Origin of the sequence: Streptomyces humidus (assembly GCF_014649655.1) — a bacterium.
GTDB classification, from domain to species: Bacteria; Actinomycetota; Actinomycetes; order Streptomycetales; family Streptomycetaceae; genus Streptomyces; species Streptomyces humidus.
Genome location: NZ_BMTL01000022.1, coordinates 25452 through 40527, shown reverse-complemented (window position 1 = coordinate 40527; position 15076 = coordinate 25452). Strand labels below are relative to the sequence as shown.

The window sequence follows — 15076 nt, the reverse complement described above, 5'->3', positions numbered from 1 at the left end:
GTCCTCTCCCCGGCTCCGGGCCGTCGGCATCAGTAGATCCCCAGGCCGCCGCAGACGTTGAGCGCCTGGGCGGTGATCGACGCGGCGTCCTCGGTGGTCAGGTAGTCGACGAGACCGGCGACCTCCTGGGGTGTCGAGTAGCGGCCGAGCGGGATCTTCGTGCGGAACTGCTCGAGGACCTGGTCCTCGGTGGTGCTCCAGGTGTCGGCGTAGGCCTGCCGCACCCGCACGGCCATGGGGGTCTCCACGTACCCCGGGCACACCGCGTTGACGGTCGTGCCGCTCGCCGCCAGCTCCTTGGCCAGCGCCTTGGTGAAGCCGATGACTCCGGCCTTGGCGGCGGAGTACGGCGCTCCCAGCGGCACCCCCTGCTTGCCGCCCGTGGAGGCGATGTTGATGATGCGTCCGGGGCGCCGGGCGCCGATGCCGCCATGGGCGAGAGCGGCGCGGGTCACCCGGAACACGCTGTTGAGGTTGGTGTCGATCACGTCGTCCCACAGCTCGTCGGTGATGCGGGCGGTCACCCCGCCGCCGTTGCGGCCCGCGTTGTTGACGAGCACGGTGAGCGGGCCGAACCGGTCGACGGCTGCCCGCACCAGCTCCGCCGAGGCCTCGGGGTCGCGGACGTCGGCGGTGACGCCGTCCACGTCGAGACCCCGGCCGCGCAGGGTCTCGACGGTTTCCTTGACGTTCGCCTCGGTGCGCGCGCACAGGAACACACGGGTGCCCCGTGCGGCCAGCTTCTGGGTGACGGCCAGACCGATCCCGCTGGTGCCGCCCGTCACCAGGGCGATGTCTGGGGTGGAGCCTGTGCTCATGGATTCCCTCCGGACCGGTGTCGGTGCACGTCAGCGTGGTGCGGACCGGTCGAGCCGGGACGGAAGGCCGATGGAGGACCGGGCCGGGACTTCCCCCACGCCCGCTCCAGTACCTCTCGAGTCGGCGCTGCCACGGTGACCGCAGATCACCGGCATCGGCACCGAGACGGAGGGCCCGCACATGCCGCTCGCGGAGCACCGCACCGACACGCACGACGACACCCTGCTCTATCTGGAGATCCAGCACTTCTACGGGCGACAGATGCGCCACCTCGACAGCGGCGCCGTCGAGGAATGGGCGCGGACCTTCACCGAGGACGGGGTGTTCACCGCCAACGCGCACCCCGAGCCCCAGCGGGGCCGTGCGGCGATCGAGGCCGGCGCCCGCAAGGCGGCCGCGCAGCTCGCCGCCGACGGAGTGCAGCGCCGCCACTGGCTCGGAATGCTCCAGGTCGACCCCGGGCCCGACGGATCCGTCGTCGCCCGCACCTACGCCCTGATCACCAGCACCGCGCAGGGCGGACAGGCCGGGATACAGCTCAGCTGCACCTGCGACGACGTGCTGGTCCGCGAGGACGGGCAGCTGAAGGTCCGTCACCGCCGAGTGTTCCGCGACGACCTGGCCACCGGGAGGGGCGAGTGACCGCCATGACCGGCAGCACCGCCGTGCCCGAAGCCGTCCTGCGGATGCGTGAACTCGCGCACAGCGCGGCCTGCGCCGCCGCGATCCGCGCCGCCGCCCGGCTCGGCGTCGCCGACGCCGTCGGGGACGCCCCCGTCGCCGTCGCCGACCTGGCACGCGACGTCGGCGCGGACGCCGACGCGCTGGAGCGACTCGTACGCGCCCTGCAGTGCTACGGCGTCTTCACCCTGACGCCCGACGGACTCGTCGCCCACACCCCGTTCTCACGCCTGCTGCGCGAGGACGCGCCCCGTGGGCTGAAGTACAACGCGCTGTGGGCGACGGAGCCGTGGTCCTGGGAGGTCCTCGGGCGGCTCGACGAAGCCGTGCGCACGGGCAAGAGCGTCTTCCCCGGCCTGCACGGCAAGGAGTTCTTCAGCTATCTGCACGAGGACGCGCCCGCATCCTCCGAGGTGTTCGACAAGGCCATGACCCAGTCGAGCCGGCTCTCCGCCCAGGCCATCGCGGACGCGCTCGACCTCGCGGGGGCCGGCCGGGTGGCCGACATCGCCGGCGGTCAGGGGCACGTGCTGAGCACGCTCATGGAACGCCACCCGGCGCTGCACGGCATCCTGCTCGACCTGCCGGACGTCGTGGCCGGCGCCGACCCGCGGCTGCGCGAGGGAGGCGGCCTGGCCGGGCGGGCGACCCTGGTCCCCGGAGACTGCCGCCGGGAGGTCCCCGTCGACGCCGACGTCTACCTCCTCAAGAACATCCTCGAGTGGGACGACGAGAGCACCCTGCGCACCCTGCGCAACGTGGCCCGCGCGGCCCGTCCCGGCGCCCGGGTCGTCGTGATGGAGAACCTCGTCGACGGCAGCCCGGAGATGAAGTTCACCACCGCCATGGACCTGCTGCTGCTCCTCAACGTGGGCGGCAAGAAGCACACGCGCGCCGGCCTGCTGGGGCTGATCGAGCGGGCGGGGCTGCGCGTGGACGACATCCGACCCGTCAACTCGTACCTGCACCTGGTGGAGAGCACGGTATGCGCGTCCTGATCACCGCCTACATCCCCAGTCACTTCCTGCAGATCGTGCCCCTGGGCTGGGCGCTGAGGGCGGCCGGACACCAGGTCGTCGTCGCCGGACTGGCCGACGTCGCGGGGGCCGCGGTCACGGCGGGCCTGCCGGCCGTGCGGATCGGCACGGACGGCGGGTTCAGCGCCCATGTCCGGCCGGGCCACATGAGCAAGGACGCCGCCCCGGCCGAGATCCTGACGGCGCGCGAACTCGCCGACCGCAGGCCCTGGGCGGACATGAGCCACTGGTGGCGGCTTCTCGTACAGGACACCAACCATCTGTACACGGACTTCGCGCGCCGCTGGAAGCCGGACCTGGTCGTCTCCGAGATGGACTACAACGGCCTCATCACCGCGGGCCTGGTCGGCGTCCCGGCGGTGTTCCACCGCTGGGGCCCCGACCTGCTCGCGCCGATGATCCACCGGCACGCCACCGACGCGCTGAGGGAGTTCTGTGTCAAGGCCGGGCTGCCGGACGGCTTCCCCGGCCCCGACCTCACGCTCGACCCGTGCCCGCCGGACCTCCAGTTCGACGGCCTGCCCGCCGCCACACCCGTCCGGTACGCCCCGTACAACGGGGTCGGCGAGATGCCCGAGTGGGCGCGGGCCCCCCGGCGGCGCCCGCGCGTCGTGGTGTCCCTCGGCATGCTGGGAGCGCAGACCATGCGCGACGAGTGGAGCGAGAGCCTGGTCGCCTGCATCGCGCGGGCCGTGTCCGGGCTCGACGGCGCCGAGGTGATCCTGCCGCTGGGCACCGCGAACGCGGACCGCCTCGGCACGTTGCCGCCCTCGTTCCGGCTCGTCGACCCGGCGCCGCTCAACCTGTTCGTCGACGACTGCGACCTGGTGATCCACCACGGCGGGGCGGGCACCTGTCTGACCGCGGCCCACTTCGCCGTGCCCCAGCTCGTCCTCGCCCAGCAGCACCCCGCCTACGTGGGCTGCGGCGAACGGGTCGCGGCGACGGGCAGCGGGCTCGCCCTCGACCACCACACCGTCACGGACGACCCTGCCGCGGTCGGCGCGGCGATCGACGCCCTGCTCGGGGACGCGCGGTACCGGCGGGGCGCCGCACAGGTGGCCCGGGACATGGCCCGACTGCCGCCCGTCAACGACATGGTGGGCCGGCTGGAAGAACTCGCGGGCCGCTGAGCGGTCCGCCGCGTCGACGAAGCAACCGTCGACGAAGCAACCAGTGCGCGAGGAGCGGATCCCCTTGTCAGTCGTCAGTGACGGTCGTCCCCCTGAGCAGTCGCCCGCCGCGGAACCCGTGGCCATCGTCGGCATGGCGTGCCGGCTGCCCGGCGGCATCAACACCCCGGACGAGTTCTGGGAGTTCCTCATCGCCGGCAAGGACGCCGTCGGCGAGATCCCGCCGGCCAGATGGGCGGCGTACGCACAGCGCGGGCCCGACCACGCGCGGGCCGTCCGCCGCACCACCGCACGGGGCGGGTTCCTCACCCGCCCGCAGGGCTTCGACGCCGAGTTCTTCGGCATCACCCCGCGCGAAGCGGAGCTGATGGACCCCCAGCAGCGCATCGTCCTGGAACTCGCCTGGGAGGCGCTGGAGCACGCGGGCATCCCGCCGCACACGCTCGCGGGCCGGGACGCCGCCGTCTACATGGGAGTCGGCTCCGACGACTACGGGCGCCGGCTGCTGGAGGACCTGCCCCGGATCGAGGGCTGGACCGGCATCGGAGCCTCCCCGTGCGCGGTCGCCAACCGTGTCTCCTACGCCCTCGACCTGCGCGGCCCCAGCCTGTCGGTGGACACGGCGTGCTCCTCGTCGCTGGCCGCGGTCCACCTGGGCTGCGCCGCCCTGCGCGCCGGCGAGAGCGGGCTGGCTCTCGTCGGCGGCGTCAACGTGATCGCGTCGCCGGGGCTGTCCATGGTGCTCGACGCGGCGGGCGCGACCTCGCCGGGCGGCCGGTCCCGGCCCTTCGACGCCGACGCCGACGGATACGGCCGCGGCGAGGGCGCGGGGGTCGTCGTGCTGAAGCGTCTTCAGGACGCGCGCCGGGACGGCGACCGGGTGCTGGCCGTGATCCGGGGGAGCGCCGTCAGCCAGGACGGACGGACCGACGGGATCATGGCGCCCAACGGCGAGGCCCAGGAGGAGGTGGCCCGGCTCGCCCTGCGACGCGCCGGCGTCGCCCCCGGGACCGTGGCCTACGTCGAGGCGCACGGCACCGGCACCCGGGCGGGCGATCCCATCGAAGCCGCCGCGCTCGGCGCCGTGTTCGGGTCCGGACGCCCCCAGGACCGGCCGTGTCTGATCGGCTCCGTCAAGAGCAACATCGGCCACCTGGAGGCCGGCGCGGGCATCGCCGGCGTCATCAAGACCGTCCTCGCCCTGACTCACCGTCACATACCGCCGCAGGCGGGCTTCGTGTCCCCCAATCCGGCCGTCCCCTGGGCGGACGCGGGCCTGCGCGTCGTCGACCGGCGCACCCCGTGGCCCGACGGCGGCCATCCGCGACGGGCCGGCGTCTCGGCCTTCGGATACGGCGGCACCGTCGCACACGTCCTCCTCGAGGAGGCCCCCACAGAGGCCCCCGCGCAGGCCCGCACGGATGCCGCCGCCCACGCGGCGGCCCCGCACGGCACGCGGCTGCCGGCGCCCGAGCTGTACCCGCTCTCCGGCGCGTCCCCGGAAGCCCTGCGCGCCTACGCCGGCCGTCTCGCCGACGCGGTGGACCGCGGCGACGGCCCCGCGGAACTCGCCGATCTGCGGCACACCCTGTGGCACGGACGGACCCACCTCGCCCACCGGGCGGCCGTCGTCGCCAAGGACGCCGCGTCGCTGCGCTACGAGCTGCGCAAGCTGGCCGCGGACCAGCCCGCGGCCGCGACCGCCACCGGCAGCGCACCGCCCGCGGAACCCGCCGACGCCGTCTGGGTGTTCTCCGGACACGGAGCCCAGTGGAACGGCATGGGCCGCACCCTGCTCACCGCAGAACCGGCGTTCGCCGACGTCGTCGACGAGATCGAACCGATCTTCCAGGACGAACTCGGCTTCTCACCGCGCGAGGCCCTGCTGGACGGCGACCACGGCGGCGTCGACCGTGTCCAGGCACTGCTGTTCGCCGTGCAGTCGGGCCTCGCCGCCGTCTGGCGCGCCCAGGGACTCAGGCCCGCCGCCGTCATCGGGCACTCCGTCGGCGAGGTGGCCGCGGCCGTGGAAGCGGGCGTGTTCACCCTCGCCGACGGCGCCCGTCTCATCTGCCGGCGCTCCGCGCAGGTCGGGCGGGCCGCGGGCGGCGGAGCCATGGCCATGGTCCCGTTGCCCTTCGACGCCGTCCGCGCGCTGCTTCCGGACGACGGCGACGTCGTCGCGGCCATCCAGTCGTCGCCCGGGTCCACCGTGGTGGCCGGCACGCCCGACGCCGTCTGCGCCTTCTCCGAACGCTGCGCGCACCAGGGCACGCCGGTCCGGCCGGTCGCCTCCGACGTCGCCTTCCACAGCCCGCAGATGGACCCGCTGCTGGACGGCCTGCAACGCGCGCTCGCCGGCCTCGCACCGTCCGCGCCCGCCCTCACCGTGTACTCCACGGCGCTGGACGACCCGCGCTCCGACGCGCCCCGCGACGGCGCGTACTGGGCGGCCAACCTCCGCAACCCGGTGCGGCTCGCGGCCGCCGTCACCGCCGCCGCCGAGGACGGCCACCGCCTCTTCCTGGAGGTGTCCGCCCATCCCGTGGTCGCCCACTCGCTCACCGAGACGCTGGAGAGCCTCGGCGTCGAGGACGCGTTCGTGGCGAGCTCCCTGCGCCGCGACCGGCCCGAACGGGCCACGCTGCTGGGCTCCCTCGGCGCGCTGCACTGCAACGGCTGCCGCATCGACCTCGGCGCGCAGGGCGCCGGGGGATCGCGCACCGCGCTGCCCGGCGTCGTCTGGCAGCACCGCGACCACTGGCGCGACCTCCCCGTCGACGACGCCTGGCGCGCCCAGGGCCACGACGCCGGCTCGCACACGCTCCTCGGGTCGCCGGTCGACGTCGCGGGGACCGCACCGCTGCGGGTCTGGCGCACCGTGCTGGACCTCGACAACCGGCCCTACCCGGGACGGCACCCGGTGCGCGGCGTCGAGATCGTGCCCGCCGCGGTGCTGCTGCGCACCCTGCTCACCGCCTGCGGCGAAGGCTCCCTCAGCGACATCGCCCTTCTGACGCCGGTGACCCCCGAGACCCCGCGCGAGGTGCAGGTCCTCGTCCGAGGCGGTGCGCTCTCCCTCGTCTCCCGGCCGTACGAAGGCGAACACGCCGCCGGAGCCGCGGACTGGCAGACGCACACCACCGCACTGGCCGCGGATCCCCCCGCCGAGCGACCGGACGTCGACCTGACCGCCGTACGCGGGCGCTGCGACCGCATGCTGCCCCCCGAGGCCGCCGTCGACCTCCTGCGTCTGACCGGCATCGCGGACACGGGCTTCGGCTGGGACACGCCCCAGCTGTCGGCCGGCCCCGGTGAACTCCTCGCGCGGGTAAGGGTCGTGGACGACGACTCCGGCGCGCGGGGACCGGCGCGGGACTGGCCCGCCGTACTCGACGCGGCCCTGTCGGTGGCGCCCCTGGTCTTCGACGGCGAACCCCGCCTGCGGATCGTCTCCGGCCTGGCCCGGCTCGCGCTGGACGCACGGCCGCCCGAGCACCCGCTCGTCCACGTGGTCACCGTGGCCGGGGCGCGGACCTGCGTCGACATCGTCGTCACCGACGGCGGCGGCCGGGTCGCGGGACGCCTCGAGGGGGTGCGGTACACCGAGTTCGGAGCCGGTTCCTCGGGCGCCGCCCCCGGCCGCGGCACGCTGGTGCACCGGATGGACTGGCGGCCGGTCGCCCGCACCGCACGCTCCCGGCCGCTGCGCACCGTGGTGATCGTCGGAGACGGATCCGGCGCCGCCGCCGAACTGGCGCGACGGGCCGGTACGGCGCACGTGCGCTGCGTTTCCCTCCCCGGTGTGGAGGAACTCGTCGGCGTCCTCGACGATCTGGACAACCGCGACGTCGTACTCGTGCTGACGGGCGGGGAAGCGGCCGGCCCCCCGTCCCCGGCCGAGCAGGCGGAGGAGCTGGCGTGGACGCTCGCGCGCGCCGCACAGATCATCGCGGGCGCGGGCCGGCCGCGGCTGCCCGAGCTGTGGCTGGCCACGGCGGGCCTGAGGGAGGGCGCGGGGGACCGGGCGCTGACACAGTCTCCGCTGTGGGGCCTCGGGCAGATCCTCGGCGGTGAACACCCCGAGTTCTGGGGCGGCATCGTCGACCTCGATCCCGCCGCGCCCGAGACCGGCGCGGCCGCGCTCCTGGACGTGCTGTCCGGCGCGGGGCCCGCCGAGGTCTTCGCACCGCGGGCCGGAGAACTCCTCGCGGCCCGGCTGGCGCCCGTCGACGGCGCGCCCGAACGGGCGCCCCTCGGGTGCAGGCCCGACGCCACCTACCTGATCACCGGAGGCCTGGGAGTGCTGGGCCGCCACGTGGCCGACTGGCTGGTGTCCCGCGGCGCCCGCCGTCTGGTGCTGGCCGGCCGGACGGCCCTGCCGCCCCGGAGCACCTGGGACACGGTCACCGACCCGGCGCAGTGCGAGCGGATCGCGGCGGTCCGGACTCTGGAGGCACGCGGCGCGACCGTGCGCACCGTGGCGGTGGACGTCGCGGACGCCGGGAAGCTCGCGGCCGCGCTCGACACCGACGCGCTCGGGCTGCCTCCCGTCAGGGGGGTCGTCCACGCGGCGGGCGTCCTGGACAACCGGCTCGTCGGCGGCCTCACCCGCGACTCGCTGCACGCCGTCATGCGGCCCAAGGCCTTCGGCGCGCTCGTGCTGGACCAGCTCTTCCCGCCCGGCAGCGTCGACTTCATCGTGCTGTTCTCCTCCGTGGGACAGCTCCTCGGCCTGGCCGGGCAGGCGAGCTACGCGGCGGCCAACGGATTCCTGGACGGCCTCGCACGCCGCCGGTCCGCCGCGGGTCACGACGACATGCTCAGCCTCTGCTGGACGTCCTGGCACGGCGCCGGCATGGCCGTCAACGAGGTCGTCGACGAGGAACTGCGCAACGTCGGCGTCAGCGACATCTCGGTCGAGGAGGCGTTCCTGGCCTGGGACCGCGCCTCGCGCCACCGGCACCCTCAGGTGGCCGTCTTCCGGCCGCTGCCGGATGCCGAGGGGACGGCACGGCTCCCCGTTCTGAGCGAACTCGACTTCGGGGCGGCGCCGGCCGGTTCCGCTGCAGCGCCGGACGACATCGCCACGACGCTCGCGGCCGCCACCGCGCAGGAACGGCGCGCCTGGATGCTGGGCGAGGTCGCCGGGCAGGTCGCGGCCGAGACCCGGACCGAGGCAGAACACCTCGACGTACGGCGTCCGCTGACCGCGCTCGGCGTCGACTCGGTGATCACGCTGGCCATCCGCAACCGCCTGGAGAAGCGGCTGGGGCTGAGCCTGCCCGCCACCCTTCTGTGGCAGCTGCCCACCGTGAGCGCGATCTCCGACCACCTCCTCGACCTCCTGGTGCCTCCGCAGGACGCGGAATCGCCCCGGGAGGCCGGGGCCCCGACGGCCGACAGCGGAAGATGAGGCGGCACGGACATGCGCTACGAGGATCTCTTCATCGCCGGGGTCGGCTCCTTCCTGCCGAAGGCGGTCGACGTCGAGGAGGCCGTCGCCGCCGGCGACTACGACGTCGAGGAACAGCGCGACAGCGGCCAGCGGTCCGTGACCGTCGCGGGCCCCGACGACTCCCAGCCGGACATGGCGGTACGGGCCGGCCGGGAGGCCCTGCGACGAGCCGGCCACGACCCTGCCGACGTCGCTCTGCTGCTGCACGCGGTGACCTGCCACAACGGCCTGGACGGCTGGAACGCGGCCGCTTATCTGCAACGGCGGCTTCTGGACGGCGGCGGCGTGTCCTTCGAGATCCGTCAGCTGTCGAACGGGGCCCTGGGCAGCGTCGAACTGGCCGCCGCCTATCTGTCCGGGGCGCCCGGCCGGAACGCCGCGGTCATCACCGCGGCCGACCGGTTCGCCCCGCCGGCCTGGGACCGCTGGCGGTCCCAGTGGGGGCTGGTCTTCGGGGACGGGGCGAGCGCGGCCGTGCTCTCACGCTCCGGCGGGTTCGCGCGCGTGCGCTCCGCCGTCACCGTCTGCGACACGGAGCTCGAAGTGCTCCACCGGGGCACGCTGCCCTTCACCGCCGCCGCGACCCAGGACCCCGTCGACTTCCGCGCCCGCACGCTCGACTCGTCGCTGCTCATGGACTTCGGGGAGACGGAGCGCAGGATCACCGCCGGGCTGCGGACGGCGGCCGGGCGGGCCCTGGCGGAGGCCGGAGCGGAGCCGGCCGCGGTGAAGCACTGCGTGGTGCCCCACTTCGGCCGGGAACTGCTGCGCAGGCAGTGCCTGGAACCGCTCGGGATCGAGCCGGAGAGAACCACCTGGGAGTTCGGCGCCCAGGTGGGGCACCTGGGCGCCGCCGACCAGTTCGCGGGCCTGGCCTATCTCGCCGAGTCCGGGCAGCTGGCGGCGGGCGATCAGTTGCTCCTGGTGAGCATGGGCGGCGGCTTCACCTGGACCTGCGTCGTCGCCGACGTCGTGACGGAGCCTTCCTGGGCGCTGTGACACCGCGGGGCGCCGTCGCACCACGGCGCGCACGAAGAAGGGGCGCAACGGCCGGGAACCGTTGCGCCCCTCTCCCTGTTCCCCGCTCAGCCGGCCGCGACCAGACGTTCGATCGTGCGCACCGCCTCGGCCGGACTGGGCAGTTCCGCGATCTCCGCCCGCAACTGCTCGGCCCGCTCGGCGTACGAGGGGTCCTTGAGCACGGTCGCGGCGGCCTGGACCACCGAGTCGGCGCTCGCCTCGGCGAAGGGCACCTGGCGGGCGGCCCCGGCAGCCGCGAGCAGCCGAGCCGACTCCCAGACCTCGGCGATCACCGGGACCGCCACCTGCGGCACGCCCGCGGTGAGCGCCGAGAGGGTGGTGCCGACGCCGCCGTGGTGCACGATCAGATCGCATGAGGGGAGGATCTGCCCCATCGGCAGATGGCCCGCGGCCCGCACCCCCGCGGGCAGCGCGCCCAGATCGCGCACGACCGCGTCCGAGGCCCCCACCACGACCTCCGCGCCGATCTCCGGGAGGCGGCGCATCAGCTCCTCCAGCAGGGAGAAACCGCCCCGGATCGGCGACCGGTTGAGCGGCACCCGGGTCCCGAACGTCAGGCACACCCGTGGCCGTTCCCGCTTCTCCAGCACCCAGTCGGGGAGGTTCTCCATGCGTCCGTTGTAGGGCACGAACCGCATGCGCAGGGAACCGGGCCGGTCCTGCGGCCGCAGTCCGGCCGGGCACAGGTCCAGGGCCAGCATCGCGGGCGGCAGGTCCGTGCGGCCCGACGCCCGCAGTTCCGGACGCAGTTCCTCGACGCCCGCACGGGTGATGGACGGCGGCGAACTGAGCCGCATGCCCTGCTCGATCCAGGGGACCGACAGGCCCGCCGCGACCAGCGGTCCCACGAAGCCGTAGGTCTCGGTGACGATGAGGTCGGGGCGCCACCGCTCGGCGAGCGTCCGGACGCCGTCGAGGAGTCGCACGGCCAGCCGGGCGTAGCCCCGGCCGATGTGCGGCAGGAGGTTCTCCTCGCCGCGCGGCATGGGCACCGGGTGGCCCGCGCGGTCGTACGAGAGAACTTCGGGCATCTCCACCGGGGGATGGCACTCCGCGAACGCGAGTCCCGCGTCGGTGATGACGCCGGCCATGTTCGCCGGCGCGGTCACGAGCACCTCGTGGCCCGCCGACCTGAGCGCCCACGAGATCGGGACGAGCGGCAGCACGAGCCCTTCCGAACAGGAGGCCGTCACTAGGATTCTCATGCCGCGATTGAAGCCACGGTCCCTGGAGTCTCGCTCAAAGCCCGGCCCAGGACCCGTCCCGGCCCGACTGCCGCCGCGCGTCCCGTGGCCCGGTGTCCACCGGTGCTCGATCCGACGTCGAGCACCGCCGCACACGCTCGGCCGGACCGATCGGACCGCGGCGTAAGGCGAGGCGGATGCGCGTTCTCATCACCACGTTCCCATGGACGTCCCACTATCTGGCCATCGTGCCGTTCGGCTGGGCCTGCCGGCTGGCCGGGCACGAAGTGCGGGTGGCCGCCATGCCGACCATGACACCGGCCGTCCTCGAATCGGGTCTGACGGCGGTGCCGGTCGGACCTGCCGGAGGCCCGGCGGAGGCGTTCGAGCGCGCGGGCATCGACCCCCGGCACAAGCCCCCGCAGCCCCGGCGCGGCGCGCACCGGGGCAGCGAGCGCGAGAAGGCCGCCCAGGACACGCTGAGCCCCTGGCCGCAGGACTGGCCCGCCCACCCGGAGCGCCTCAGCGACGCCCAGCGCGAGGCGGTCGGCCGCATCGGGCTGTTCGCGTCGGTGATCGGCGACTCCCAGATCGAGGACCTCGCCGCCGTCGTCCGGGGCTGGCGGCCCGACGTCCTCGTCCACGACGGCACCCAGTTCGCCGCGCCGGTCGCCGCCGCGCTGACCGGCGTGCCGACCGCCCGCTATCTGCTGGGCACGCCGGGCATGCTCCGGGTGGACACGGCGTACGGCGCCGCCCCCGTCCCCGCGTACGAGCGGCTGTTCACGAAGCGTGGCCTCACCCCGCGCATCGAGCCGGACGTCTGGATCGACCCCTGCCCGCCGAGCGTCCAGTACGCCTACCCGCCGGGGGCCGACGTCCTCGCCATGCGCTTCGTCCCGTACAACGGCGCGGGGGTGGCGCCCGACTGGCTCCGGGAGACCCCGGCGCGCCCGCGCGTCTGCGTCAGCTGGGGATTCACCGAGGCGGAGCTGTCCGGCACCCGGATGCTCACGCTCTTCCGGCAGACCCTCGACGCGCTGCTCGGCCTGGACGTGGAACCCGTGCTCGTGATCGATCCGAAACTCGGAGAGCTGCTCGGCGAACTCCCCGACGGCGTGCGCACCGTGCTGTCCACGCCGCTCGCGCTCGTCCTGCCCTCCTGCGCGGCCATCGTCCACCACGGCGGCGCCGGAACCACCATGACCGCGTCCGCGCTGGGCGTCCCCCAACTGGCCGTCACCACGCCGCCGCACTACGCCCTTCCCGGGTTCCGGGTCGCGGGCACCGGCGCCGGACGCCATCTGCGGGTCGACGAGATATCCGGGGGAGCCGCGGGCACGGCGGAGATCAGGGGGCACGTCTCGGCACTGCTCACCGAGCCCGCCCACCGCGCCGCCGCGACACGGCTGCGTGACGAGATCGCCGGGCTGCCGTCGCCCGCGGCGGTGGCCGAGGCCCTGGCCCGCCGGGTCCGGCCCGAGGAGCACCGCAGCGAAGGGGTTCTGCCATGCGCGTCCTGATCACACCGTTTCCCTGGGTGCCGCACTACTACCCGATCGTCCCGTTCGCCTGGGCCTGTGTGCTCGCGGGACACGAGGTGCGGGTGGCCGCCATGCCGTCCCTGACGGACGTGGTCACCCGCACGGGACTGCCGGCTGCGCCCGTCGGGCCCGACCCCGCCGAGGCCTTCCGCCGCGCGGGCGTCGACTTCACCCCGCCCAGGGGATCGCGCCGCGCGGAACGCCCCCGGCAGGCCTGGCCCCGGGACTGGCCCGCACACCCCGAACGCCTCAGCGAGCAGCAGCGCGACTACTTCCGCAAGATCGGCCTGTTCGCCTCGCTGATGGCCGACGCCCAGCTGGACGACCTCGTGTCCCTCGCACGGGACTGGCGGGCCGACGTCGTCGTCCACGACGGCACCCAGTTCGCAGGCCCGGTGGCGGCCGAGGCGCTCGGACTGCCCAACGTGCGCTATCTGCTCGGCTATCCGGGGCAGTTGAGGGTGGACACGAGCTATGGCAAGGACCTCGTCCCCGAGTTCCCGCCGCTCTTCGAACGGTTCGGTGTCGCGCCGCGCACCGAACCGACCGCCTGGCTCGACCCGAGTCCGCCCGGGGTCCAGTACCCCTGGGCGCCGGACGCGCGCGTGCTTGCCATGCGGTACGTGCCCTACAACGGCCCCGGTGAACTCCCCGGCTGGCTGGGCGAACCGCCCGCGAAGCGCCGCGTCTGCATGACCTGGGGGCACACCACCGCCGAATGGGAGGGCCCCGCACTGGTCGGCTTCATCCGGCGCACCATCGACGCCGTCCTCGGTCTGGACGTCGAGCTGGTCCTCGTCCTGAGCGAGACGCTGCGCGACCTGCTGGGCGAACAGCCCGCCGGGGTCCGGGTCGCGGTCGGAGTCCCGATGAACGCCGTGCTGCCGTCCTGCGCGGCCGTCGTGCACCACGCCGGCCCGGGCACGACCATGGCCGCCGCCGCGCTGGGCGTCCCGCAGTTGATGATCACCAACCATCCGCACAACGCGGCGATGGCCGCCCGGATCGCGGCCACCGGCGCCGGACGGCACCTGCTGCTCGAGGAGGCCCCGGAGGGAACGCGCGAGATCGGTGCGGAGGTCGCCGCGCTGCTGGAGAAACCGTCCTTCCGCGAGGACGCCGCCCGGCTGCGGTCCGGGATCGCCTCGCAGCCGTCGCCCGCGGACGTGGTGACGCGCGTCGAGGAGCTCGTGCGATGAGATACCGCACGCTCGGCGAGCGCGGTCCGCGGGTCTCGGCCGTCGGACTCGGCTGCCTCGCACTGACCGGCGGGTACGGCCCGGTGGACCGCGCCGAGTGCGAGAACACCGTCCGCGGCGCACTCGATCTCGGCGTCACCCTGTTCGACACGGCCGACTTCTACGCCGGCGGCACGAACGAGGAGCTCGTGGGCCGGGCCCTGGCCGGACGGCGCGACGAGGCCGTCATCGCCACCCGTACCGGACTGCGCCCGCGGGCCCCGGGCGGGCCGCCCACCGTCGTCGACGGACGCCCTCACCAGCTGAAGCGGGCCTGCGAGGCCTCGCTGCGACGGCTGGACACCGATCACATCGACGTCTACTACCTGGGCCGCGTCGACCCGCGGGTACCGGTGGAGGAGAGCGTCGGCGCCCTCGGAGAACTCGTGGCCGAGGGGAAGATCCGCCACGTGGGCCTGTCCGAAGCCCCGGCCGACGACCTGCGCCGGGCCCACGCCGCCCATCCGGTCACGGTGCTGGAGAGCGAGTACTCGGTGTGGGAACGGCACGTCGAACAGGACGCGCTCCCGGCCGCCACGGCAGCGGGCATCGGCTTCGCCGCGCACACCCCGCTCGGCAAGGGGTTCCTGACGGGACGGCTCGTCGACCCCGGGGATCTCGGCCCGGACGACCACCGCCGCAACCATCCGCGCTTCCAGGGCGAGAACTTCCGCGCCAACCGGCGCCTCGTCGCCCGGGCCGAGGAGGAGCTGGCCGGCCTGGGAATGCCCCTCGCCCAAGGCGCACTGGCCTGGCTGCTGTCACGAGGCCCCTGGATCGTCCCCATCCCCGGCACCCGCAGTCTGCGTCATCTCGCGGACAACGCGGCGGCCGCCGACGTCCGTCTCACGGACGGGCAAACCGACCGGCTCACGGCACTGTTGTCACCCACACTGATATCGGGAAGCCGGCATCCGGTGCGCCGGTAGGCACGCGACAGA

Annotated in this window: 10 protein-coding genes; 8 read left to right on the top strand and 2 right to left on the bottom strand. The window is 74.4% G+C overall.

Annotated elements, in window-relative coordinates; translation table 11 throughout:
• Nucleotides 1–29: 29 nt before the first annotated feature.
• A complete protein-coding gene (locus IE239_RS24775) occupies nt 30–818 on the bottom strand; it encodes an SDR family NAD(P)-dependent oxidoreductase (RefSeq protein ID WP_190151588.1) in 789 nt (262 codons plus the stop codon).
• Between the two features lie 181 nt (nt 819–999).
• Between IE239_RS24775 and IE239_RS24770 the strand changes: the two genes are divergently transcribed.
• The 5 genes from IE239_RS24770 (at nt 1000) to IE239_RS24750 (ending at nt 10127) form a co-directional block, all read left to right on the top strand.
• Nucleotides 1000–1461: a nuclear transport factor 2 family protein gene (locus tag IE239_RS24770; RefSeq protein ID WP_190151587.1), complete on the top strand. Its 462-nt coding sequence runs from the start codon at nt 1000–1002 to the stop codon at nt 1459–1461.
• A gap of 5 nt (nt 1462–1466) precedes the next feature.
• Nucleotides 1467–2498: a methyltransferase gene (locus tag IE239_RS24765; protein ID WP_190151697.1), complete on the top strand. Its 1032-nt coding sequence runs from the start codon at nt 1467–1469 to the stop codon at nt 2496–2498.
• Complete coding sequence (locus tag IE239_RS24760; RefSeq protein WP_190151586.1) at nt 2486–3670, top strand: nucleotide disphospho-sugar-binding domain-containing protein; 1185 nt, start codon at nt 2486–2488, stop codon at nt 3668–3670. Before IE239_RS24765 ends, IE239_RS24760 begins: the two co-directional genes overlap by 13 nt.
• A gap of 64 nt (nt 3671–3734) precedes the next feature.
• The gene (locus IE239_RS24755) at nt 3735–9086 is read left to right on the top strand and encodes a type I polyketide synthase (protein ID WP_229878286.1); all 5352 of its coding nucleotides are present in this window, start codon (nt 3735–3737) and stop codon (nt 9084–9086) included.
• Between the two features lie 12 nt (nt 9087–9098).
• Nucleotides 9099–10127, top strand: a complete 1029-nt coding sequence (locus IE239_RS24750) for a ketoacyl-ACP synthase III family protein (RefSeq protein WP_190151585.1) — start codon at nt 9099–9101, stop codon at nt 10125–10127.
• Nucleotides 10128–10213: 86 nt separating this feature from the next.
• On the opposite strand, the gene IE239_RS24745 is transcribed toward IE239_RS24750, so the two are convergent.
• Nucleotides 10214–11374 carry a nucleotide disphospho-sugar-binding domain-containing protein gene (locus IE239_RS24745; RefSeq protein WP_190151584.1) on the bottom strand — a complete coding sequence of 387 codons (1161 nt, stop codon included), beginning with the start codon at nt 11372–11374 and terminating at the stop codon, nt 10214–10216.
• 176 nt (nt 11375–11550) lie between these two features.
• Between IE239_RS24745 and IE239_RS24740 the strand changes: the two genes are divergently transcribed.
• From IE239_RS24740 to IE239_RS24730, 3 genes are read left to right on the top strand one after another with little or no spacing between them, the layout of a single operon-like run.
• Complete coding sequence (locus IE239_RS24740) at nt 11551–12876, top strand: nucleotide disphospho-sugar-binding domain-containing protein (RefSeq protein ID WP_190151583.1); 1326 nt, start codon at nt 11551–11553, stop codon at nt 12874–12876.
• Nucleotides 12864–14096, top strand: a complete 1233-nt coding sequence (locus IE239_RS24735) for a nucleotide disphospho-sugar-binding domain-containing protein (RefSeq protein WP_190151582.1) — start codon at nt 12864–12866, stop codon at nt 14094–14096. Before IE239_RS24740 ends, IE239_RS24735 begins: the two co-directional genes overlap by 13 nt.
• Complete coding sequence (locus IE239_RS24730) at nt 14093–15064, top strand: aldo/keto reductase (RefSeq protein ID WP_190151581.1); 972 nt, start codon at nt 14093–14095, stop codon at nt 15062–15064. The genes IE239_RS24735 and IE239_RS24730 overlap by 4 nt, the downstream gene beginning before the upstream one ends.
• Nucleotides 15065–15076 lie beyond the last annotated feature (12 nt).

Excerpts from the sequence above, each read along its gene's own strand:
- IE239_RS24765 (WP_190151697.1), top strand. The coding sequence starts at position 1,467 with ATGACCGGCAGCACCGCCGTGCCCGAAGCCGTCCTGCGGATGCGTGAA.
- IE239_RS24770 (WP_190151587.1), top strand. The coding sequence starts at position 1,000 with ATGCCGCTCGCGGAGCACCGCACCGACACGCACGACGACACCCTGCTC.
- IE239_RS24775 (WP_190151588.1), bottom strand. The coding sequence starts at position 818 with ATGAGCACAGGCTCCACCCCAGACATCGCCCTGGTGACGGGCGGCACC.
- IE239_RS24730 (WP_190151581.1), top strand. The coding sequence starts at position 14,093 with ATGAGATACCGCACGCTCGGCGAGCGCGGTCCGCGGGTCTCGGCCGTC.
- IE239_RS24740 (WP_190151583.1), top strand. The coding sequence starts at position 11,551 with ATGCGCGTTCTCATCACCACGTTCCCATGGACGTCCCACTATCTGGCC.
- IE239_RS24750 (WP_190151585.1), top strand. The coding sequence starts at position 9,099 with ATGCGCTACGAGGATCTCTTCATCGCCGGGGTCGGCTCCTTCCTGCCG.
- IE239_RS24735 (WP_190151582.1), top strand. The coding sequence starts at position 12,864 with ATGCGCGTCCTGATCACACCGTTTCCCTGGGTGCCGCACTACTACCCG.
- IE239_RS24745 (WP_190151584.1), bottom strand. The coding sequence starts at position 11,374 with ATGAGAATCCTAGTGACGGCCTCCTGTTCGGAAGGGCTCGTGCTGCCG.
- IE239_RS24760 (WP_190151586.1), top strand. The coding sequence starts at position 2,486 with ATGCGCGTCCTGATCACCGCCTACATCCCCAGTCACTTCCTGCAGATC.